Source organism: Algivirga pacifica, assembly GCF_039543525.1.
In the GTDB taxonomy this organism is placed as follows: domain Bacteria; phylum Bacteroidota; class Bacteroidia; order Cytophagales; family Flammeovirgaceae; genus Algivirga; species Algivirga pacifica.
This window is the reverse complement of the sequence record NZ_BAABJX010000017.1, coordinates 109,831-133,731: the sequence shown is the minus strand read 5'-3', so window position 1 is coordinate 133,731 and position 23,901 is coordinate 109,831. Positions and strand designations below refer to the sequence as shown.

Annotated in this window: 24 protein-coding genes; 5 read left to right on the top strand and 19 right to left on the bottom strand. The window is 34.5% G+C overall.

Annotation, left to right across the window (positions count from 1 at the left end; translation table 11 throughout):
• Positions 1–24: 24 nt before the first annotated feature.
• The 3 genes from ABD985_RS04730 to ABD985_RS04720 all read left to right on the top strand — a co-directional run bounded on the left by ABD985_RS04730 (position 25) and on the right by ABD985_RS04720 (position 988).
• Positions 25–261: a hypothetical protein gene (locus ABD985_RS04730; RefSeq protein WP_345369628.1), complete on the top strand. Its 237-nt coding sequence runs from the start codon at positions 25–27 to the stop codon at positions 259–261.
• Positions 262–408: 147 nt separating this feature from the next.
• A complete protein-coding gene (locus ABD985_RS04725) occupies positions 409–609 on the top strand; it encodes a hypothetical protein (RefSeq protein WP_345369626.1) in 201 nt (66 codons plus the stop codon).
• A 181-nt stretch (positions 610–790) separates the two neighbouring features.
• A complete protein-coding gene (locus ABD985_RS04720) occupies positions 791–988 on the top strand; it encodes a hypothetical protein (RefSeq protein ID WP_345369625.1) in 198 nt (65 codons plus the stop codon).
• Between the two features lie 70 nt (positions 989–1,058).
• Here the strand turns inward: ABD985_RS04720 and ABD985_RS04715 are convergent, their stop codons facing one another.
• Positions 1,059–2,516, bottom strand: a complete 1,458-nt coding sequence (locus ABD985_RS04715; protein ID WP_345369623.1) for a capsule assembly Wzi family protein — start codon at positions 2,514–2,516, stop codon at positions 1,059–1,061.
• A gap of 244 nt (positions 2,517–2,760) precedes the next feature.
• On the opposite strand from ABD985_RS04715, the gene ABD985_RS04710 reads away from it, so the two are divergent.
• Together ABD985_RS04710 and ABD985_RS04705 are read left to right on the top strand one after the other, a co-directional pair.
• A complete protein-coding gene (locus ABD985_RS04710) occupies positions 2,761–4,143 on the top strand; it encodes a DUF1800 domain-containing protein (protein ID WP_345369622.1) in 1,383 nt (460 codons plus the stop codon).
• A 38-nt stretch (positions 4,144–4,181) separates the two neighbouring features.
• Entirely contained in the window at positions 4,182–5,381 is a 1,200-nt protein-coding gene (locus ABD985_RS04705; RefSeq protein WP_345369620.1) for a DUF1501 domain-containing protein, read from the top strand.
• 91 nt (positions 5,382–5,472) lie between these two features.
• On the opposite strand, the gene ABD985_RS04700 is transcribed toward ABD985_RS04705, so the two are convergent.
• The 18 genes from ABD985_RS04700 to cysN all read right to left on the bottom strand — a co-directional run bounded on the left by ABD985_RS04700 (position 5,473) and on the right by cysN (position 23,856).
• A complete protein-coding gene (locus ABD985_RS04700) occupies positions 5,473–6,570 on the bottom strand; it encodes a DUF1972 domain-containing protein (RefSeq protein ID WP_345369618.1) in 1,098 nt (365 codons plus the stop codon).
• A 15-nt stretch (positions 6,571–6,585) separates the two neighbouring features.
• A complete protein-coding gene (locus ABD985_RS04695; RefSeq protein WP_345369615.1) occupies positions 6,586–7,746 on the bottom strand; it encodes a glycosyltransferase family 4 protein in 1,161 nt (386 codons plus the stop codon).
• Positions 7,722–8,606, bottom strand: coding sequence for a putative capsular polysaccharide synthesis family protein (locus ABD985_RS04690; protein ID WP_345369613.1), 885 nt, complete (start codon positions 8,604–8,606; stop codon positions 7,722–7,724). The genes ABD985_RS04695 and ABD985_RS04690 overlap by 25 nt, the downstream gene beginning before the upstream one ends.
• A 151-nt stretch (positions 8,607–8,757) precedes the next feature.
• Entirely contained in the window at positions 8,758–9,582 is an 825-nt protein-coding gene (locus ABD985_RS04685) for a sulfotransferase family protein (RefSeq protein ID WP_345369612.1), read from the bottom strand.
• Between the two features lie 110 nt (positions 9,583–9,692).
• Positions 9,693–10,628 (bottom strand): glycosyltransferase family 2 protein, encoded by a 936-nt coding sequence (locus ABD985_RS04680; RefSeq protein ID WP_345369611.1) that lies wholly within the window; start codon positions 10,626–10,628, stop codon positions 9,693–9,695.
• Complete coding sequence (locus ABD985_RS04675; protein ID WP_345369609.1) at positions 10,594–11,892, bottom strand: O-antigen ligase family protein; 1,299 nt, start codon at positions 11,890–11,892, stop codon at positions 10,594–10,596. The genes ABD985_RS04680 and ABD985_RS04675 overlap by 35 nt, the downstream gene beginning before the upstream one ends.
• Positions 11,893–11,968: 76 nt before the next feature.
• On the bottom strand, positions 11,969–12,892 hold the full coding sequence (locus ABD985_RS04670) for a sulfotransferase family protein (protein WP_345369607.1): 924 nt from the start codon (positions 12,890–12,892) through the stop codon (positions 11,969–11,971).
• 76 nt (positions 12,893–12,968) lie between these two features.
• Entirely contained in the window at positions 12,969–14,216 is a 1,248-nt protein-coding gene (locus ABD985_RS04665; RefSeq protein ID WP_345369605.1) for a flippase, read from the bottom strand.
• 58 nt (positions 14,217–14,274) lie between these two features.
• Positions 14,275–15,141 (bottom strand): dTDP-4-dehydrorhamnose reductase, encoded by an 867-nt coding sequence (gene rfbD, locus ABD985_RS04660; RefSeq protein ID WP_345369603.1) that lies wholly within the window; start codon positions 15,139–15,141, stop codon positions 14,275–14,277.
• Positions 15,138–15,689: a dTDP-4-dehydrorhamnose 3,5-epimerase gene (gene rfbC / locus ABD985_RS04655; protein ID WP_345369601.1), complete on the bottom strand. Its 552-nt coding sequence runs from the start codon at positions 15,687–15,689 to the stop codon at positions 15,138–15,140. Before rfbC ends, rfbD begins: the two co-directional genes overlap by 4 nt.
• Before the next feature lie 20 nt (positions 15,690–15,709).
• Positions 15,710–16,615, bottom strand: coding sequence for a sulfotransferase (locus tag ABD985_RS04650; protein ID WP_345369600.1), 906 nt, complete (start codon positions 16,613–16,615; stop codon positions 15,710–15,712).
• A 68-nt stretch (positions 16,616–16,683) separates the two neighbouring features.
• Positions 16,684–17,559, bottom strand: coding sequence for a glucose-1-phosphate thymidylyltransferase RfbA (rfbA, locus tag ABD985_RS04645; protein WP_345369599.1), 876 nt, complete (start codon positions 17,557–17,559; stop codon positions 16,684–16,686).
• Positions 17,560–17,593: 34 nt separating this feature from the next.
• On the bottom strand, positions 17,594–18,646 hold the full coding sequence (rfbB, locus tag ABD985_RS04640) for a dTDP-glucose 4,6-dehydratase (protein WP_345369597.1): 1,053 nt from the start codon (positions 18,644–18,646) through the stop codon (positions 17,594–17,596).
• A 25-nt stretch (positions 18,647–18,671) separates the two neighbouring features.
• Positions 18,672–19,181, bottom strand: a complete 510-nt coding sequence (locus tag ABD985_RS04635; RefSeq protein ID WP_345369595.1) for a UpxY family transcription antiterminator — start codon at positions 19,179–19,181, stop codon at positions 18,672–18,674.
• On the bottom strand, positions 19,171–19,737 hold the full coding sequence (locus ABD985_RS04630) for an ArsR family transcriptional regulator (RefSeq protein ID WP_345369594.1): 567 nt from the start codon (positions 19,735–19,737) through the stop codon (positions 19,171–19,173). Before ABD985_RS04630 ends, ABD985_RS04635 begins: the two co-directional genes overlap by 11 nt.
• A 217-nt stretch (positions 19,738–19,954) precedes the next feature.
• On the bottom strand, positions 19,955–20,716 hold the full coding sequence (gene cysQ / locus ABD985_RS04625) for a 3'(2'),5'-bisphosphate nucleotidase CysQ (RefSeq protein ID WP_345369592.1): 762 nt from the start codon (positions 20,714–20,716) through the stop codon (positions 19,955–19,957).
• Between the two features lie 12 nt (positions 20,717–20,728).
• On the bottom strand, positions 20,729–22,510 hold the full coding sequence (locus ABD985_RS04620; RefSeq protein ID WP_345369590.1) for an SLC13 family permease: 1,782 nt from the start codon (positions 22,508–22,510) through the stop codon (positions 20,729–20,731).
• A gap of 86 nt (positions 22,511–22,596) precedes the next feature.
• On the bottom strand, positions 22,597–23,856 hold the full coding sequence (cysN, locus tag ABD985_RS04615) for a sulfate adenylyltransferase subunit CysN (RefSeq protein WP_345369588.1): 1,260 nt from the start codon (positions 23,854–23,856) through the stop codon (positions 22,597–22,599).
• Between the last annotated feature and the right edge of the window lie 45 nt (positions 23,857–23,901).

Below are 23,901 nucleotides of genomic sequence, written 5' to 3'. Positions count from 1 at the left end.
CTTGAACCCTTAAAAAGAAAACAAATGTCCCTGACGAAATACGTTTATCGCATCAATCACTTGGATTATCTTATTCGAACCAAAAGCAGTGGAACCCCTCAGGAATGTGCTGAAAAGATGGGTATCTCCACACGACACCTTTTCCAACTTATTTCTGAAATCAGATCCACTATGCAGGCTGATATACGATATTCCCGATTTCGACAAACCTACTATTTCTTTCAGGAAGGGGATAGCATTTCGATTCCCATCAATAAATAAAACGCCATAAGCTAATCATGAAAGATCGAGGATCGGATCAAACAGTTATTTTAACCCTAAACGATAAGTAATAACCGATAAATAAAATATCTCGTGATTACATCAATTTATCTCATTCTATCAACCACTATTTAAACCCAAAACAACATGACACCAGCAGCAAATAATACCTATGTTGATCAACTACAATATCTAATCCAAAACCAGAACACAGGTACCCCTGAGACACTGGCAAAAAAGCTCAACATCTCATTACGAGAGCTCTGTTTTATTTTCGAGGAGATGGAAACACACCTAGGTAAACCTGTAGGATATTCCAGAACGAAGAAATCCTACTACTTCCTATAGGCAGTAAATGTCACCAAAAAGGTCTACGGATAAATCAGCCCGCACTATAGTCATTAAGCTTAGCGCTGTCGCATCGATTATAAACGATAAATCATAACAGGTGAGCCTGATCATTTTCCGTAGACAGCGACATAATCAATCCTAAACATACAATATTAACCACCATTAAAATCAATAAAGAATGACCAAAGCAGCAAAAAGTAAAGTTATCCTACTTCAACACCTAATCGAAAGCCAAAGTACAGGCACCCCTCAAGAACTAGGTGAGAAATTAAATGTCTCAACTAGAGAATTATTCGCCATTTTCAAAGAAGTGGAAGAAACCATAAAGAAACCCATAGGCTTTTCCAGAAGCAAAAAATCCTATTACTTCCTGTAGAAATAATAGGTCTGAACAATTCACAAAAAAAGCCCTACCGAGATGGGAGGTAGGGCTTACTTTAAAGCTATTAATAGCGCCACAGGCCAGTCCAGGCTATACCAGCTCTAAGTGCTGTACTTTGGTAGATCTCTCCAAAGTCATGGGCTATAGAGGCATTTACACTCCAGTCCTTCTTGAGTTGATAGTCCAGTTGGAGGTAGAGGTAGCTTTGGTTCTTGCCGGATTCGTAGCGGTAGGGGCCGCCTAGGCTCTCGTAGATACCATAGTTTTGAGAGTGAGTTGCCAACAGTTGATAAACTAGTTGATTATTGACAGAGCCTTTAAGGCCTATATGGAAGGCTTTTACACGATTATTAATAATGCTTTGAACATTCAACTCCTCCTCATCTGTAATTTGAGATTCTCTCTTTTTTGTAGTCATAAGTGGAGAGCCTAAAATCAAGTTATTATAGGTCCAACCCGATCGATAATAGCTATTATTGTAATAGTTATCACCTCCATAAAGCCCTTGGGATAGATCATGTGTAGGTCCCGACTGCTCAGTAGTATTTAAATATTCAAATGTAAACTCGGAAGGTAAATAGCTCCATCTTGTTTGCTTAACAACCATCCCATATAGTCCATCAAAGTGTCTAAACCCAGCATCCGTTTGTCCAGATCCATCCTCATAAGGTTTTTGAATCGATAAGCCTAGACTAACATCTTTCACTAAATCTGCTTCTAAACCCCAAGTCCAAATTCCCAAATGATTACCCAAGGCATTAACCTGATCGCTACCCGTAGTTGACTCATCATTGATATTCGCACTTTGAGCCAATAATATTCTAATGTAATTTTCAAAATTGATTGTAGCTTCTCCAAAACGAGGATGGGTACCTCCCCACTGTCCAAAATGCACCAAACCTCCCCATACTTTCACAGGCACATACTTCCCTCCATTGACACTACCAATCAAATATTTCTCATGGAGTAATGTACCTGGAACATATCTATTTTGCCCCATCCAAAAATGTCCCAAACCAGCTTTCACCTGAAAAAATCCATAAGTAAAAGGAACATCCATAAAGTCATCCGTATAAATTCCTATACCCGGTATTGGACGAGCATTGTTACTGATCGCTAAAGATCCAGAGGATAAATCAGAATGTTGCTCTACAGTATGCTCAAACAAACCTGCCTTAATGATGATATCTTCCCATTGTAAGGTTCCATAAGCTTTTCTAAGCATGCTTTGACCACTTGCGGTATTCAGTAGCCCTTCTACTCCATAAGAAGCCTTTAAAGGCAACTTTCCATCGACCAACGTATAACCTCCATTCATTTCAGCCCCCCAAAGAGCACTTGCTTGTTGATCAGCCCAACGTCCTCCTTGACTGAATATCATGTAATGTGGGAGAAAACCGGTTGTAGCTACCACAGCTTGGGCAGACACCTTTACTTGGATAGAATCCTGTTGTGAAAAACCCTTACTTAATAAAAATGGAGCTATCAGTAGAAAAAAAATGGGAATAAAAAATCTTTTCATTAGCGATCTCAATACATATTTAATAATTGACAAAGGTACTTGAAATTATTCATAAATAATTATTCATCTAAAATCTATATATTAAATCATTTAAAATGAGTTCAATACACAGCTTATCTACCATCTAAGTATACTTCCTAAAAATATCTGCAACTCGGACTTAACATTATTTACCTATCCCTTAAATTGTATTCCATTGTCATAGTCTCTAAAGTAACTGTCAATAAATTAAAATCACAAGCATATGGAACAGCAACATATCCAACACCTTTATTGGCGTGCTAGCTTTGGTATTCCTCTAAACCTAGTAAGTACACTACAACAACAATCAAAAAATCAAGTTATCAATCAATTAATTAGTAACTCTTCTCTTTACAAACCGCTTCCTTTTAAGGATCTTTCCGAATTCACTCCATTCAATATCAGACAAACCTCCAACAAAAAAGATATAAGAATTAAAAGTGGAAAAACGATACAAAAACTCAACTTACAATGGCTAGAGTATATGGTCAATAGCGTAGGCATAAGAGAGAAGATGGCTTTATTTTGGCATGATCACTTTGCTTGTGCTCCCAGAAACCCTCTTTTTGCACAACAATATGTAGAGATACTCAGAGCAAATGCTTTAGGTAATTTTGGAACGATGCTTATCGAAGTTTCTAAATCACCTGCGATGTTAACTTATCTCAATAATATACAGAATGTAAAAGGGTCTCCTAATGAAAACTTTGCCCGGGAGGTTATGGAACTATTTACCTTAGGGAGGGATACTGTTTATACAGAAAAAGATATACAAGAAGCTGCACGATGCTTTACAGGGTGGAAAATCAACAAAGAGGGACAGTTTTTTCTGCATCGTAAAAAACATGATACCGGAGTCAAAACTGTTTTGGGAGTAACTGATGCCCTTGAAGGTGAAGATGTCTTACTACTTCTTCTTAAGCAAAAGGAAACGGCTTATTATATATGTAAAAAGCTTTATAGCTACTTAGTCAATGAACACATTCGTGAAGAGAGAGTACAAATACTCGCTAAGTTGATGTATCAAGAAAATTATGAAATCTTACCTGTCCTAAAAGCTATTTTTCTATCTAATTGGTTCTATGAAAATGAAAACATAGGAACTCAGATTAAATCTCCCATTACTTTTATAGTAGGAACACAGCGTCAACTTAACTTGAAAATTTCTCCTCCCCAAAAACAAATATATGTTCAGAGGATACTAGGCCAAATATTATTATCTCCTCCCAATGTAGCCGGATGGAAAAGTGGAACTTATTGGATTGATAATAACCGACTGATGTTTCGACTAAAATGGGTAGAGTCCTTATTAAAAGCAGTCCCTCTTTCGTTGGAGCCACCAGAAATAGGAGATGACAACGACCCTTTTCAAGAAACAAAAGAGGCTGGTAAGATGCGAATAGAGGTAAAATTAGACGAATTTATGAACTATGTAACAGGTAATACCGATAAAAAGGACAGTCATGAAATTTTACTTAATTATCTCTTACAAGTAAACCCCAATCCGTCATCAATACCACTACTAAGAAGAAACATAACTAATGAGCAGCAATTAAAATCCTTCTTATCGAAAGCCAGCAAGCTTCCTGAATACCAAGTATGCTAAACGAACATGTCGCCTAAAGAATGTAAACAAATATTAATATGAACAATGATCGTAGAGAGTTTTTAAAAAAGTCGGCTATCACTACTGTAGGGGCTTTTTTTCTACCACAATTTCTTCAAGCTTATTCCCCCTTAAACCTAGATGGAAATAATAGAAGATTAGTCATTATTCAGCTCTCTGGAGGTAATGATTCTCTCAATACTGTTATTCCTTATAATAATTCCCTTTATTATGAACACCGTCCAACATTAGCTATAGCAGAACAAAAAGTTCTTAAACTGAACAAACAACTGGGGTTACACTATTCTCTTTCCTTTTTTCAAGATCTACTCGATAAAGGAGAAATGAATATCATTAACCAAGTAGGTTACCCTAATCCCAACCGCTCTCACTTTAGATCAATGGACATCTGGCATACCGCAAATATTTCCTCAGCATCTAGCAGTGAAGGCTGGTTAGGAAAATATTTAGATGAATTTCAAGGCAATACGAATAAAAACATATATTCACACCAAGCCATTGATTTAAGCGGTGGTTCCATATTAGCATTACAAGGGCAAAAGCGATCCGGTTTCGGAATTAATAGTGGTAAATTAATCAGAGGAACTAATGATCATTTCCTACAACAAATACAGCATCACCAAGAACATACTAATTCGCAGGTTGATTACCTTTATCAAGTATTGGCTAATACCTATAGCTCCTCAGAATACATTCTGGAGAAAATGAAAACAAAACATTCACATCAAGAATATCCCTCTGACAACTTAGGGAAACAATTAAAACAAACCGCTGACTTAATTACTGCAGGATGTAATACAGAAATTTATTATTTAAAAGTTTCCGGATTTGATACACATAACTCCCAACTTCCACGACAAGAACGTCTATTGAAACAACTTAACCACGGAATACAATCCTTCGTTAAGGATTTGCGAAGATCAGGATTATGGAATAGTACCCGTGTGATGATATTTTCGGAATTTGGTAGAAGAGTCAAAGAAAATGGTAGTAAAGGTACTGACCATGGTGCTGCTGGAAGTTTATTTCTACTAGGTGGTAAATTGAAATCCTCGGGTATTTATAACGCTTCTATTGACTTAGAAAACTTAGAAAAAGGGGATGTTCAATATAAAATTGATTTTCGACGAGTTTATGCCGAACTACTAGATAACTGGTTAGAATTCCCATCAAATACAATTCTAGGAGAAACTTTTAAAAGTATGAATATCGTGTAGCTACTCGTCTACAGTAAGAAATATAAAAAATCCCGAACCATGTACGAAACATGGTTCGGGATTTTTTATGTCAATTGAAAAAATAAAGTATTTAACGATTTACAGTTACTTCTAACGCATATTGTTCCTCGTATTTTTCAGCAATTTTATACCAAGTGTAATGAGACGATGCTACATCTTGCATATCTGCACTACAGCTTTTGATTTTATCAAAGGATAACGTATCAATTACATTATGAAGATCAGAAACATTTTTAAAATACATTGCCTTACCAAAAGTAGTGTATCTATTATAATTCACATCGAATGCAATAATAGGTAAAGACAAATACATTGCCTCCACCAAAGATGGATTTGTTCCCCCGGCACTATGCCCATGTAAATAACAATAGCAATTACTTCTAAGTTGATTTAGAATATGCTGATCATAAATAGGGTCCAATAACGTAATATTCTGTTTGCTGGAATATTTTACTTTTAATTCTCTACCATACTCACTATTATCCCAATTACCAACGAATACAATGTCATCTCCCCTTTGTGAAAATGCTTCTAATAAAATATGTGTATTATTTTCAGGTTCAATTCTACAAACAGAAAAGTAATATTTCTCCGGAATCTTATATTTCGTTTTTGTAGCTTCCTGTAATTCTACATAAGACGTATGATCAGCGCCATAAGCAATAACGCTACTTTCTCTCGCATACGTTTCTTTCACGTAGTCATAAATTCCCTTATTATCTGCTACTACAACATCTGAATTTCTAACGGCAATCCCTTCAAAAAACTTAAGCATTTTTCTAGCAAAAGGACTCCACTTATCTCTTCGATGTTCTAACCCATCTATATTACAAACAATCTTCCCCCTATAAAATAAACGAAGTATTGGCAAAATTAAAGCCCCAGATACCCCAAGAATCAGCATGGTATCTGAAAAAAAACTTGCCTTAATTATAGAAATAATATCATATATAATACTGGATACTCCATTTGCCTCAAAATTCACATAGTGCAATTTTGCATTATTATGAACAGGTAGTTTCTCCGAATAAGCTTTAGAACTACAAAAAACGTGATATTCTATATCACTATTGATTTTATCTTTCGTCAAATACTCCACCAAGGTTTCAAACCCACCATACTTAGCCGGAATACCTACACTTCCAATAATACTAACTTTTTTTCTCATAACATTTAAGCCTCCTTACAGGATACTATGGTAAACTTCAGTGGTTTTTTTTCCTATCAATTTCCAATCAAACTCATTGGATACCGTATCTATTGCAGCTTGGGCAATATCCCCCGACCTTTGAGGGTTAGCAATCACCTTAGAAATCGTTGCTGCTAAAGACTGCGTATCGTTCGTTTTGAATACATATCCATTTTCCTCATCCTTAATAATATCAACCATAGCAGGTAGATCGGATACAATCACGGGCTTTTGATAACTCATAGACATCAATAATACCCCTGATTGATAGATCTTTTTATAAGGAAGAACTACAAAATCGGCAAGGCTGTAAAAAAGATGTACCTCTTCATCAGGAATATACTCTATTCTAGTTATACAAACTTCATTAAGATCATTCTCATCAATGATTTGCTGATAATTTGCAAACGTATCTTTCCAAACTTTACCCGCAATAATCAAATTGATTTTTGATCGTTCCTCTGCGCTTAGATATTTTAAACTATTCAATAAAACATCAAGCCCTTTCACCGTTTTGATTTGCCCAAAAAACAGTAAGTTGATCTTATCTGTTGGCATACCAAGCTGCTTCCCCGCTTCTTCTTTTGAAAGTAAAGGCTCCACAAAAGGTAAGTAATTACCATGCTTAATCACACTTATATCACTTACCTCTACAGTTGTAGATTCTAATAGTTCTTTTTTACAAATCTCATTATGAACAATAAACTTGTCAATCCAATTCAATGCTTTGTTACGATACCACTTATCCTTATCAGACAAATAAAAAGACTCTACATCATGAACCGTAGCTGTTAACTTAAATCCAAATAACTTAATAAGAAAAATATGGAGAAAATCTATTGGTTCAACCCCAAACAAGTGTATATGCGCTGTTTTAATCTTATTCACTTTGGCATGAGTCAATGATCTTATTGCCCCAAACACAAAAAGTAATAGCCTTCTAAACTTATTAATTGACTTGTTATATATTTTTCTATAATAAAGGTATGTCTTTACCTTGTCTTCATAGATTTTATCGGTCTCATCACAAGTATAATAATATACCTCTACTCCATTATGATATAAACCATTCGCCAGGCCATAGTCATAATAGTTCATTCCTCCATGCCCTCCTACTGGTTCTATTAACGCTATACGTGGATTTCTCTCTGCCATTTTCTTCTAATATTGGAAATAAAGTCAGGATAAAATTTTTGAATAAACGAAGAGTTTACAACTTTCTCTAACTGCTCTTCATCCAATGAAATCTCTTTTTTAATCTCTATGTAGCTGGTATTATAAAATTTATCAGATGCTTCATTAGCAGAGGATAAAGAAATAGAATTATGTTCACCAAACATTTTCTTCGTAATATCCCTAAATGACTGATTCAGGTTTTCCGCTCTTACCAGACAAAAATCCAAATTATCGTAAGTCTGATAAAGATATCCTTGATCTGGGTCAAAGTCAAAGTTAACATCAAAGATATCAATATTAAACACCTGTTTAAGCTCTCTCTCAAACCACTCATATTCAGGTAATTCACTTACAAGATCTTTCACTTTGTCATTTACTGTACTAGATAAATCATTCTTAAGATCATCCTTAGAGTTAGAAAAATTAAAAGAATCCTGAAAAATACTAGACAGTTCTCTAGAAATAGGCTCACGAATTGGTGTTAACAAATATATCTTACCATTATAGCTTTTTAAAGCCTCTAACATTGCTGTACTCTGAATCAAATGAAACGGTACAGAGTTTCTAACACCCGATCTATAATACTCCTTTTGTTCCTCTATTCTTTCTGGGGCTAACGAATGAAGATGAAATGTAGGAATATTGACTTCTGATGACTTAATTGAACTATACACTGAAGACGAACCCACCTTACCAATAGAATAAATAAGGACGATTTCCTTTTTATTCTCTAATAACTTCGTAATTCTTCTCTTCTCAAATTTTAAAATTTGTGGTTCAAAATTCTTTGAGATAAAAATTCTCAATTTTCGTTTATAATATGAAATAAAGCCTTTCATGAAATTTCTAAAATTAATTAATAAGTATCCAGAACACTGAAGATATAATATTGATTTGGCTTCTAACTATAAAATTAGAATCCAATATAGAACAAGCCCAATTATATTTTTTTATTTATAACTGGTGTTTAACACCAAAGAGCAAACAATTTTACGAAAAGAATTCTTTTTTAAAGATTTCGTAATCATCATGTATAAGTGATTCTAATAAGTTTAGATCTTCAGTAGAAATTCTATCAGACTTAGCTTCTTTCTTGTACACAAAAAGCTTTGCAAGCTCAAAAAACTGACTTGGTAAATACAATTTCATCTTTTGTACCAATTCTCGATTATGCTGAGCATATCTACCGAAAATATTTCTAGCAGCTTTGTTCTCATTTACCTTCTTATCAAAATCTATATCAATAGCTGGTATATCTAAAAACTCAAATAAACTGCTCATATCCTCTCTTAAATTCTCCAATCGAAGAAATAAGACATTTTTACGCCCAAAAAGCTCTACGTACCTTTTAGAATTTTGATAGTAAAGACTATTCGTAACATATTGATTGTAATGAAAAGAATCCTCTGATGTCAGATAATCACTAAAATCACCACTAGCATATCCCATTCGCTTATCCATCAAATAATGAGAATAGGCTCTTTTATATGGATCTCTTGTAATGATAATAATTTTAGCATCCTGGTTAAAGTCTCTTATTTTTTGAGGAACATCATCAAAAGTAAAATAAGACACACTACTATCTACTAAATACTTTTCTCCTGTATTTTTTGAAAACCCCTTCAAGTAACTATTAAGATCTTGTGTTTTGTAATCTTTATAATAAGAGTCCTTTTCTAAGGAATCTTTCGAGAAAAAGTTTAATTCCTTAATTACCGGAAAAAAAATATCGGAATGTTCTCCTAAAGTCTGGAATAAAAAAGTAGATCCCGACTTGGGAGCTCCTACAATAAATAAATTTGGTTTATTTGTCATAAAAAAATTCTAATTTAATAGCATAACCTATAAAAGATCTCCTTTAATATTCTACAGTTTTCACAAAATGATCTCCTTTTTCTAATTATCATAGATAATTAAAGCCACCCTCACTTCACAGCAAGATTGGCTTTTACTACAGTAAAAATAGTACTCATAAGATCTGTCCTACCCCTTAGCAAAAACAATAAAGATTTATATATAAATCGTGACCAATAATTTACTTTAAAAATTAAAAGTCGTCTACCTGATAAGTATTTCACAAAAGTGTAATACTGATTCATTTTCATATTCTTAAACAGAAAACTCAAATTGGGGTTTTTGTGAGACATCCCTTTAGCTTTTGCCCCTTCACTACCTTTCAAACTTCTTTGTACCTTATGAAAAATTCTGGCATCGCTAGAATAGTATAATTTAAAGCCTAAATCAACTGCCCTGATAGACATTTCCAGATCCTCACAATACATAAAAAAATGCTCATCAAACCCGCCAATAGTGGTTAATGACTTTTTAGAAAACATCATACAGCAACCAGAAATAAATGTTACATACTTAGACTGATTAGCTCCTGAATCAGTTGGCTGTACATTAAAGTCTTTTATAATTGGCCACCCTATCTTGTAATCTACAGTTCCTCCACCATACCACACTATATCCCTATTCCCTTCATACATTGTTTTACAAGTAGAAATACCTATTTCTGAATCAAAAAGAAATGGTTTCTTCAACTCTGACAATGTATTACTCTCTATGATCGTATCGTTATTTAGCAATAAAAGATATTCGAAATCAATATTTTCTTGAGCCCATTTAATCCCCAAGTTGTTTGCTCTACCAAAGCCTATATTCTCTTTGCTAATAATTACTTTTAAACTTGAATAATAATCGTATAGATTTTCAATTCTATTAGCATCTTGCGAACAATTGTCTACCACTACAATAAAAGGCTCTTGACCTTCACTTTTAGAAATACTTTGAATGCATTCCAATGTATCCTGATAGCCATTATAATTAACTAGAATAATGACGGTTTCTTTTTGAATCATAAACTATAGAAATAACTAATGCAAAAACTAAAAATAAAAAAATATGATTCCCCCTATTTGATAGCGTGAACAGTGTGATAAAAAATACCAATATACTCATTTGATAATGTCTAAGATTAAAAGGTAGCTTCCTACTTTTAAAAAAAATCATTGCTGACATGATCAAAAATAAAAGTAAACCTAAGATCCCTGAATCAAGAATAAGAGAAAGGTAATAAATATCAATTGTAGCAGAGCCATCTAAATCTCCGAATCCCAAAACCTTTCCGCCTACACCAAAACCATATCCCGTCAAAAACTTATTATTAATTAATGGTATAGCTAATTCAATCTGTGTCATTCGATTGGAGTCTTCGGTTAATTTTTTACCTCCAAAAAAATCTTCTACAAAAGCCAGATCTACACTTGTCAATAATAATGTTAATGCGACTAATAAGCATACTACTAGTACAAAGAATTTTATTATAGGGTGACGTGTTTTTATGTATTCCCAGGAATAGAATACCACTAAAAAAACTGAAATAATTAATGATGTTCTACTTTTCGTCAATAAACTACAAATCAATAAACCAAAAATAATACTGTTATGTAATAACTTTTTTTTGTTTATCCCCCCATTTTTAAATGAAATTATTATTGGTATCATAAAAACAATGTATTGTGCCAAATCCAGAGGGTTTACAAATGTTGACTTGATACGGATAACACCATCTAATGTAAGACTTTCTAAAGCAGTTTTCTGATATTCAGTAAGAGCATTATAATTAATAAAAGGTGTAAAAGGACTAAACCCCAATATATATTCAACTACCCCAACAATAATAATAGCACTTGATGTCACTACTATAAATTTATTAAATACCCGAAAGAAGTAGTCATCTATTTTAATTGTACATACTATAAAAAAAATAAAAAATGTATAGAGACTATAATTCACAAAAAGCTTTAGTGAATCTTCATAAGTTGATTGAACAGATGAAATTAGACAGATTAAAACATAGCCAAAAAATACAAAGAAAAAGAATGGGTTACTTATTAATATATTAAATACCCTACTCCGTTTTTGAGAGGACACAAACATTATTAATAAACTAATTGACATTAAATACAAAAAGACTATTCTATCATATGTAAGATAAACACCAGCAATAGGTAAACCTCCTATATATGTAGGCACTAACACATATATGGCTAAAAAAACAAATAAAGATTTTACCAATAACCTGTCAAGACTACTGTTACGAAACTTCAATGATCCACCCAAAACGTATCTTATAGTTTAAATTAATTATAAAAAACACATCTTATTAAGACTGCTTTATTCAAAATAAAGATTACTTCTACTTTATAAGTTCCTTCACTTTTATATAGTCTTCACCAACAACACTATCAATATATGACTTCACCTTAGGTGATATTTCTTGCTTTTTATAGGGTCTCATAAAAAAGCTTTTCAAAAAAGCCAGCTTTGACTTGAATGTTGAAGGTAGTATTCTAGCAATACTTTTGAGTAATACATTTCGATACAAATAAGTTTGATTATGTATCTCATCTTCATTTGAATCAGAAGGCGTAGCTTCTATATCCAAGAAGTTACATATAGACTCATAAACTTGATTAGAATTACGTTTTAGCTGATCAAAGTCTAGAAATAAAATCTGATTCCTTGGAAAGATATCCAAATACCTTTTAACCTGAGCATAATATAAACTAAGGTCTAAATACATATTGGTCTTAAAATACCCTTTATTCTTTGTTTTAAAATCTGATTTTAGCTCTCCAATTATACTATCTTCATCCATTTCCAATCCCTTATTATCCATTAAGTAATGACTAATTGTTCTGGCAATAGGATTTCTTAAAATTATAATAATTTTTGCCTCTTTATTATAATTGTATATCTCAACTGGAGCGGTTTTACTAGGCAAATATGATGTTGAAAAATCCCCTATTAGCTTATGATCTTTAACATCCTTAAATAACTTTTCATATTGTTCTAATGTGTCAATACAAGCATTATGCTTTTCTTTTAGAGGCGTATCCAAGTAATATTGATCAAAGTCAAATTTTATATTGTTTTGAATATCTTCTCTACAATCTTCAATTTTAAACTCAGTACTAAAAAAATTTGGCTCTTTAATAGGACAAAGAAATACTTCTGGGTGCTTTTTTAGCATTTGATATAAAGTCGTGGTACCCGACTTCGCAGCTCCAACAACAAAAAAGTTTACTTTTTTATTATTTAATATTAATCCATTTTCCATTTTGAAATCATTTATATATTAAAGCAATTAGGATGCTCCAACAGTACTGATCACTTTAAATTTTACGCCCCTACACTTAAAATGGTAATATTGAAATCGATATCTTTCTTTTCACCATCACTACTTTAAAGATATTACTCAATGAAACCGTAATAGCTGTAGCCACTGCTACTCCTATCACGCCATAAGACTTTATTAACAGAACATTTAGAATAACATTCATGATTAATGATAGTACTGAAATGTAGCCATGTTCTTTTTCATACCCACACATCACAAGCAGTAACCCTGAACACCCCGTTGCTATATTAAAAAATTGACCAACAGCCAGTATTATCAATATTACTTGAGCCTCAACAAAATTTTCACCCCAAAAACTTAACATCCAACCTCCTATAAGGACAAATGACAAAAAGACCATTAGCGCAATAACAACCAATCCTAATGTTATTTTTCGTACCATTTTTGACATTTGATCTAACTTAGACTCATGAAACATACTCGCTAATTTTGGTGAGATAGCAGTGTTAGTCACTTGTAACAAAAAGGAGGTTAAAAAAGCTAATCTTGCGGCAACATTATACAAACCAACATCTTCCATTGTCCCTAAAGACGCCAACATCATAGTATCCAGATTACTTGCTATAACAGAAGTACCTGACACCATTAGCATTGGAAGCCCCATTTTAAACATAGGTCTTAAATTCAAAGACCCTTTTAAAGCAGAAACTTTTCCTCTGATTTGTTGATGCCATAACAATTTCACTACCACTACCATTATCAGTCTACTAACCAAATAAAGAATCAAGACAGATATCGAAGAAAATTCAACACTAAAGACCCAATATATAGCCAACCCAACTAATACTAGTATTGAACTTAATGTTTGTTCTACTAAATTTGATTGCCAAACTTTCCCATACCCATTTAGTGCCGCAGAAAAAACCCTAGCAACAGTTTGTGGAATAAGCATAAAAAAGGTTAGCAATATAGGTACTGTCAGCTCTACCCTACCTTGAAAAAGGTACTTAATTAAAAAAGGATTTAAAAGCCAACCTAATACTGCTATTATTATTGCAAAGGTCGTATTAACAAATAAGGCAGAATTAATTGTGTTGAGAATATTTTGATAATTTTCTTGGGACTTCGCTATAGATATAAATTTAACTATGACAAACTGAAAACCGAACATCGTCAATACCAAGCAAACCATGCCTAGCTGATTAGCTAAATTCACTACTCCAAGTCCTTCTGGTCCCAATGTTCTTCCAAGAAAAACACTAATAAGTAAAGCTGATGACATTCCCACCACCTTTACTATCATTGTTTTCGAAGACTTTAATAACACCTCAAATGTATGAATATCAAGTCTATTTCTAATTTTAGTTACCATTCAATAAATATATACAATCTACCAATGACTTTTTCCAATGTTTATGACTCAACAAAAAGTGCTCTTTGATCTTTTTCTTATTCAATACCGAATACAAAGGTCTCTCTGCTTTTGTAGGATAATCAATGGTTTCTATTGGCTTCACCACACAATCAATACCATTTAGTTCCATGATCGTAGTTGCAAAATCATACCAACTACATACACCATCATTAGAATAATGATACACTTCATTTGAATCTCTCCATTGGTCTTCTTTAACACAGATAGACAAACATACCTCTGCTAAATCCCTAGCATAGGTCGGGCTACCTATTTGATCTACAATCACTCCTAACTCCTCTCTCTCTTTCCCCAAGCGCATCATCGTTTTTACAAAATTATTTCCAAAAGACGAATAAACCCAAGATGTCCTGATTACTATACCTGGAATAGACGCTTTTAAGACATGTTGTTCGCCAGCTAATTTAGTTTTCCCATAGACACCTAACGGACTCACACCATCTACTTCCGTGTAAGGAATATTTCCACTTCCATCAAAGACATAATCTGTAGAGATATGAATAAATCTCGCATTTACTGTCGTTGCGGCCTCTACCAAATATTCAACTGCTTGATTATTTACTCTATCTGCTAACTCATATTCATCCTCTGCCTTATCCACAGCCGTATAAGCTGCACAATTGATGACAATATCAATTGTATTTTCAGCAAAAAAAGTCTGTACTCTATCTCTATCAGTAATATCCAATTCAACAACATCTGTAAAAATAAAGTTGAAATTAGGACAATCATTTGCCAGAACTTGAATCTCCGATCCTAGCTGACCATTTTTTCCCGTAACTAAAATATTCATACCAGCTCTTTTTCTATTTCTGACAATAATGGCTGAATAGCATCCTTCTTAGAAAGCAAAATTTCACTTTCATCTAACTTCCAATCAATGTTGAAAGCAGGGTCATTCCACAATACCCCTGCATCGTGTTCAGGTGCATAAGGATTATCTACTTTATAAGAAAAAATAGCTGTTTCACTTAAAACAATAAACCCATGCGCAAATCCCTTTGGTACTAGAAACTGCTTTTTATTTTCAGCACTCAGGATAATAGATTCATGTTGCCCATACGTAGGAGAATCTTTTCTCAAATCTACCGCCACATCCAATACTTCTCCTTGAATAACACGAACTAACTTTGTCTGCGCATAGGGTGGTTTTTGAAAATGTAATCCTCTCAATACACCACGTTCTGATTTAGATTCATTATCCTGCACAAATTTAATATGTGGGAAATTCTCTTGAAACCAGCTTTCTTTATAAGCCTCCATAAAATAGCCTCGATCATCCTCAAATGCTTTAGGCTCTATAATTACTAAATCAGGTATGGATGTTTTAATAATATTCATATGTATTTATTATAAGAATTCTATGATAAATAATCTTTCAAGTCCAAATCCGGTAATAAAATCTTTAATCGTTTGTTTGATTGTTGATAATATTGTTCGATTTCTTCTTTAAGATCATTAGACAATGAATAATCTGAAATAAATGGTGTCAGTTTTGACACTACTCTAGTTAATAGGTTTATATTTTTTGTTTTTAAATCAAAGATAGGTGTTGGATTTAACTCTGTCTTTCTAACGTGATTTAAAAACCTTCGAATTATCAAATAAGAATGATTTTTACTCACATTTACTTGAGCACTCGTAATTTCATTAATATCAACCGGAGCTATCTCAAGAAAGTTAGTCAATCGACTAAAATATACTTCTGGTTGTTTTCTTAATTGTTCATATGGAAGTACCAATACATTTTCAGCCCCAAACAAATCAAAATACTTTTGGAGCAATAAATCATACTCCAAATACTCTTTAGAAAATGAAGGTATTTGCCAGTAATTCTCCGTAAGCATACTTTCTATACTTCCTCTATATCCTTCATGTACCAATTGTTTATACATTGAAAGGATCATACTTTTTTGATTCCGAATACCTATAATTACTTTTGCATTTGGAAATGCACTCTTAATTCTATCTGCAATGATAAAGTTATCAAAGCCACCTGAAGAAGGTTGCCCAGATAAACGCTCACTACTTACAACTAACTTTTTGGCTTTATTATTTTTAGTCTTTTCCATAAGAATCTGTCGAAACCGCTCTTTTGAAAACGATCGTAACGAAGGCTTCACTAAATGTGATACCAAATCATCGCTCCATGGGTTCTTAAAATCATTTAAGAGGGCTGTAGAGTCATTCTTAGAAAAAAAATTTTTTTGAAGAAGTGTTGTTGCTGTTTTATGATAACCAATATGAAAATAAAGAGTATTATCCATCCCTTAATAAAAAACAATAGTACAAACTAAAAACAATAAAAAGTATACAGTTAAAACGTAATAATTAATTACTGCTGTACCCGTTTAACCAAATACTGACCATATCCTGTTTTCATTAGCGGCTTAGCCAACTCCAACACTTGTTCTTTAGAAATAAACCCTTGGTCAAAAGCTATTTCTTCCAAGCAAGCAATCTTCAATCCTTGCCTTTTCTCAATCGTCTGAATAAAAGTAGATGCCTCAATAAAAGAATCATGTGTACCGGTATCTAACCAAGCATACCCTCTTCCCATCAATTCTACTTTCAAAGCATCTTTCTTTAGATACTCTTCATTGACAGTAGTAATCTCTAATTCTCCTCTAGCAGAAGGCTTGATACTTTTTGCGATTTGTATTACGTCATTCGTATAGTAATACAATCCTACCACAGCATAGTTTGATTTAGGATTTTCTGGCTTCTCCTCAATACTGGTCACATTGCCAGACTTATCAAATTCTGCTACTCCATATCTTTCAGGATCATTCACATAGTATCCAAATACGGTTGACTTTCTAAGCTCTTCTACATTCTTTTTAGCCGCTTTCACCAACTCCGTCATGCCATGTCCATAGAAGATATTATCTCCCAAGACCAAGCAAACGTCATCATTACCAATAAACTCTTCTCCCAGAATAAAAGCTTGTGCCAATCCATCAGGACTTGGCTGCTCTACATACGAAAAGTTAACCCCCAAATCAGATCCAGTTCCCAATAGTTTTTTGAAATTGGGTAAGTCATGAGGTGTTGATATAATCAAAATGTCTTTAATACCTGATAACATCAAGACTGAAATCGGGTAGTAAATCATTGGTTTGTCATAAATTGGTAGAAGCTGCTTTGAGACTCCTTTGGTGATCGGGTACAGACGCGTACCCGAACCTCCGGCTAATACTATTCCTTTCATAGGATATCAGTTACAATTAGTTTTTGTTTGTTAGTTATTTGGCAGCGTACTGCTCTTCATAATATTTTTGGTAGTTTCCGGAAGTCACACTTTCCAACCACTCCTTATTATTTAGGTACCAGTCAATCGTAATGCTCAACCCTTCTTCAAATGTTACGGATGGTTCCCACCCTAGTTCTTTATTGATTTTGGAAGCATCAATCGCATAACGAAGGTCATGCCCTGGTCTATCTTTGACGTAAGTGATCAGCTGCTCTGAAGTTCCTTCTGCTCTATCCAGCTTCTGGTCCATCTGCTTACAAAGCACCTTGATTAGATCAATATTTTGCCACTCATTAAAGCCTCCAATATTATACGTTTCCGTATTCTCTCCCTTATGGAATACCAAATCAATCGCTATAGCATGATCCACTACGTACAGCCAATCTCTGGTGTATTTTCCATCACCGTATACTGGAAGAGACTTACCTGTAAGGATGTTATTAATAAACAGAGGGATTAGCTTCTCAGGGAACTGGTTCTGTCCATAGTTATTCGAACAGTTTGTAATTACATAAGGCAACCCATAGGTCTCTCCATAAGCTCTTACAAAGTGGTCAGAACTTGCTTTGGATGCTGAGTAAGGAGAGTTAGGATCATAAGGAGTTGTTTCCTCAAATAAACCTGTTTCTCCTAAGGTGCCATAAACTTCATCAGTACTCACATGATAAAAACGCTTGCCTTCCCAGTTATTTTGCCACAATGTTTTGAATGCATTCAACAATACCATTGTCCCCAAAATATTGGTCTTCGCAAATGCCAACGGGTCGGTAATCGAACGGTCAACATGCGACTCTGCTGCCAGATGAATTACTCCATCGAACTGATACTCTTCAAAAATCCCATTGATATACGCTTCATCCGTAATATCTCCCTTTAGGAAGGTATAATTCTTCCTATCCTCTATATCTTTAAGGTTCTCCAAATTCCCTGCATAAGTCAATACATCTAAATTATAGATATGATAATCAGGATAATTAGTAACGAATCGACGAACGACATGAGAACCGATAAAGCCTGCTCCTCCTGTAATTAAGATCTTTTTCATTATTTTTTTAATTAGTTTTTAATTTTTATAAAATATCTAATTCTCCTTTCTCACAAATCAATTTCATTCCTAGTTCAGGTAATAGCAAGATCACATTTATCTCCTCTACCCTTAACACTTCCGCCACTGTTCCTTGAAAATTATCCATGTTCACCTTCACTTTATCTCCTTCATTCAACTCCAGGTACTTCACACTAGAATTCCCATCAATTTTCTCTACAAACTGTCTAAAAGCTGAAATACTTTCATTTCTCATCACAGCCGGTTTACCAAGCCAAAAGACAAAATTCATGACTCCGGGATCTTTCAAAACTTCCCAACGTTGTCCTTCTTTTATTCGAATAAAAACATAAGATGGAACGACAGGACTCACTACTTTTTTCTTGCGATCACTCCATTGTCTTATCGTTGTATACGTAGGGCAATACACTTCAAAACCTTGCTTAGATAGTCGTTCCGCTACTTTTTTTTCAGCCCGTGGTTTTGTATAAATGACCATCCATTGTAATGAAAGATCTTTTTTATTACTCTCCATAGCTCTCCCAGATTTTAAGTGCTGACTCAGGTAAATGATTTATAGAAAAAGTCCCTGAAGAGTCTAAAGTATATGTAATGGGCTTTTTAATAGTCTCTTCAACTTTTTGTACCGCTTTACATAAATAGACTTCGTTAACATCACCTACAATCACCAAGTCTATTCCTTCCGTATAAACTCCATTAGCTAATGCTCCAACCAAATAAACCTCTTTTAAATCACCAATATTATCTAATACTTTTTCAATGAGCTTATCTAGACCGACATATTTAAAAACAATGGCTTGAATATCTGGAAATAAAGGGTGGGTTGTATTTACTCTAAAAATCTTCTTATTTCCTTCATAGGTAGAAAGTAGCATATTCGCTTCTTCTAAGCGATTAAGCTCCACCCGTACCGCATTGGTAGATTCTGAGAACTCTGTTGCTAATCCCCTGAGGTAAGAAGTATTGGAAGGATTTAGAAAAAATTTCAACAACAGCTTTAACCTTGTTTTTGAGGTAATTAGCGCTTCCAACATTTCAAAAATAGTTAAAATTAGATAGAGCTTCGCCACGTCAGTCACATTATTCCAATATGACTATTTTCACATTTATATGGACAAAAATTGCATAATGAGGGCTAAATAACAAACTATTGAGTATTTTTTTTACTCATTTAAAATCCTAATAATTAAGAGTTAATACTATTAATCTGTCATCTTAACACTCGCATTTGTTTATCGCTTATTGTGTGTCATTTATAAACGATACACAATAAGCGATAAGCTATGTTTAACCTAACACCAAAAAGCTACCATTCAATAAATCCTTCTTCGTATACAAGAACAGCTCCTCTTCTGTATTTCCAGCATATACTTTTCCACCAGCGCCCATCACAACAGCTTGTCCTGCAGCAGTATCCCATTCCATAGTAGGCCCATGACGATAATAAATATCTGCTTTTCCTTCCGCTACCATACAAAATTTCAAGGAGCTACCCACAGAAATACTTTCTGTAGAGCCGTACTTTTCAAACACTTCTTCCTCTGCGGGATTAGCATGTGACTTACTGCGTACTGCCACAATTTTCTTATCGTTCTTGTTAACTTCTAACTGAACATCTTCTCCGTTCTCTCTTTTGAAAGCGCCTTGTCCTACTTCTGAGTAATAGACAATATCTTTGGCCGGTACATATACTACACCCAATACTGGCAGTCTATTCTCGATCAACGCAATATTTACCGTAAACTCTCCATTCTTATTGATAAACTCTTTCGTTCCATCCAATGGATCAATAATCCAATATTGTGACCATGAGCTTCTCTCCTCATATCCTTGATGTTCTCCTTCTTCTGAAAGGATGGGGATATTAGGAGTCAATTTTTCCAATGCTGCAACAATAACCTCATGAGAAGCTTTATCAGCTTTTGTTAAAGGAGAGGCATCCGATTTCTTTTCTACACCAAAATCCGAACTAGGATCTGTATAGATATCCATAATCGCCTTACCAGCTTCAATAGAAAGCTGAATAATATCTTCTAGCTTGAAATTCATAAATTTGTTTGTTTAGATTATTTGATACCTTATCGTTAAATACACAATCACTGTTGTGAAATATAGTAACAACATAGGGCTTCCCACCTTTAAGAAATCCTTTGTTGTGTAACCTCCTGGGCCGCTCACAATCATATTTGTTTGATAACCAATAGGGGTTATAAACGCTGCAGAAGCAGCAAATGCGATTCCCAAATAAAAAACCTCTCCATCAACCCCTAACTGCTCAGAAACGCTATATGCCAAAGGAAAAGCAACAGATACCGCAGCTACATTGGTAATGAAAGACGTCAGAAATACCGTCAACAACATGATACCTATCAGTACTCCAAGGGTTCCTGTTGGCTCAAGCAATAACATCATGTTCTGTGTAATCAACTTAGACGCTCCTGAACGGATAAATAAATCCCCTAACGCTAAAGCAGTGACCATAATACTCAGTAAATGTAAATCAACTGTTTGACGTAATAGTCGGGGAGTGATTAACTTTAGTATCACCGCCAAAAAGACCGTCAGAAGTAATGCTGTAAATAATGAGATAATCTGCCCAAAGGCCATCCCCAAAAAGCCTAATGTCAATGCTAAAAAATACTTCGCATATTCATTTGACTTTATTTCCTCGTAATTCGTATGGGAAAGTATATAAAAATCTTTCTTTAGTTGCGCTATAGAGATTAGTTCACTTGTTGTGATCAATAAAACATCTCCTCTCTTTAGTTCAATCTCTCCTAATCGACCACTCAACATTTCTCCATTTCGATGAACGGCGATAATCGTCGAGTTGTATGTTTTCCTAAAGTTTGCATCCTTTACCTTCACATCCTCCAGAGGAGAATTGGCCGGAATAGACACTTCCAAGAGCTTCAGACTATCATTCAACTGAAAACGCGGATTTTTAGCAATCACCAAATCCGTATTTTCTTCTAAAAGCTCTAAAATATCATCAATACTTCCAGAGAAAATAATCCGATCATTAGCTTCTAACCGAACGGCAGTACTTAGGACCACATTGATCACTTCCTCTCCTCGAATAATCTCAATCGGGTTTACCCCCTTTCGATCTCTTATTCCTAATTGATGAATACTTTGGCCTATATATTGAGAACTTGGTGTTAGCTTCGTTTCAATAAAATAGGATCGAACTCCATGTCCTATTTCATCCATCATAAGACTTTTATTCTCTAATCGATGATACCCAAAAAAGTATAGATAAATGATACCGACAACCGTCACTAATATCCCTGGGATAAAAAAGTCCATAAAGGATAAGAGTTTCACATTGTTACTCTCCAATAGTCCATTCAATACCAAGTTTGTAGAAGTACCAATCAAGGTTATCATTCCACCCAGAATAGCAGAAAATGACAAGGGCATTAATAGTTTGGAAGGAGATATCTTATACTCTTTTGCCTTTTCATACACATATGGCATCATCATGACCACAATAGGAGTGTTATTGAACACAGATGACAAGCCCGCCACAATGGCGTTCATACGTACTAAAAATGTTTTTGGAGTCTTCGCTTTCCCTAGAAAGTAATCAAAAAGTTGATAGGGGTTAAAGTTCTTTTGTACAATGGCCGAAACCATAATCACTAAGAAAACGGTTAATATTTGGGTATTGGCTAAACCGCCTACAAGTACCGTCATCGGCAGAATTTTCAAGACTACCAAAATACCTGCAGCACCTATAAATAAATAGGATGGAGTATACTTCCCTTTAATCAGTAGTATGACCAATCCGGCGAGTACCAATAGTACAATCCACTTATGAAATTGCAGGTCTATACTCATATGCCTTCCAATCGATAATAAGTTAAAAAAAGAGCCTATCCAAGTAGGCTCTTTGTATTTATAGATGAAATAGATTAACTACCTACTTAGATAATCATACCGGCAGCAACTGTTTCATTCGTAACCTCATCCACCAAGATCAAGCTACCTGTCGTACGGTTGTTTTTATAAGAATCTTGCAACAATGGTTTTGTTGTTCTGATTTTTACACGACAGATATCGTTCATCTTGATTTCTTTATCATCCTCGATGCGATGCAATGTATTTACGTCTACTTTGTAAAGAATATCTTTGATCATACCCTTCGCTTCATTAGACGTGTGACGTACAGAATACTTCGCTCTTGGCTGAGGGCCACGGTTGTTCAACCAGCAAAGCATTACTTCTACATCCTGCTCCATTTTAGGTTGATTATTCGTACGAACAATCATATCCCCACGGCTAATATCGATCTCATCTTCCAACGTCATCGTTACCGACATAGGAGGGAACGCCTCTTCAATTGCTCCATTGAATGTATCAATAGATTTGATTTTAGAAGTAAACCCAGAAGGCAATACGGTAACCTCATCGCCTGGCTTAAAGATACCACTAGCAACACGCCCTGCATATCCTCTATAATCATGGAACTCATCCGAATGAGGGCGAATCACTGTTTGTACAGGGAAACGACAGTCTACCATATTATAGTCACTATCAATATGGATAGTCTCCAATGTATGTAGCAAAGTTTCTCCCTGATACCAATCCATTTTTTCAGAGCGATCTACCACGTTATCTCCCTTCAACGCACTGATTGGGATAAAACGCACATCCTTGATCTGAAGCTTAGCAGCAAACTCTTTGTAATCCTCAACAATCTTATCAAAAGCTTCTTGATCGTAATCAACCAAGTCCATTTTGTTAACACAAACGGCTACGTGAGGGATCTGAAGTAATGAAGCAATAAATGAGTGACGTTTTGTTTGCTCAATCACCCCTTTTCTAGCATCTACAAGAATCAAAGCCAAGTTAGCCGTTGAGGCACCTGTCACCATGTTTCTTGTATACTGAATATGCCCCGGTGTATCAGCAATAATAAACTTACGCTTTGGAGTAGCGAAATAACGGTACGCTACATCGATTGTAATACCTTGCTCACGTTCGTCTTTCAATCCATCCGTAAGGTGCGCCAACTCCACATGCTCCAAACCTTTACGCTCACTAGAACGCTGTACTGCTTCCAATTGATCTTCAAAAATTGATTTCGAATCGTATAGCAAACGACCAATTAGTGTACTTTTCCCATCGTCTACACTACCTGCCGTAGTAAAACGAAGCAAAGACATTTCTTGAGATGTACTCATTTTTATATCATTTTGAGTTGAGAAGGTGTAACTATTCTTCTCAAC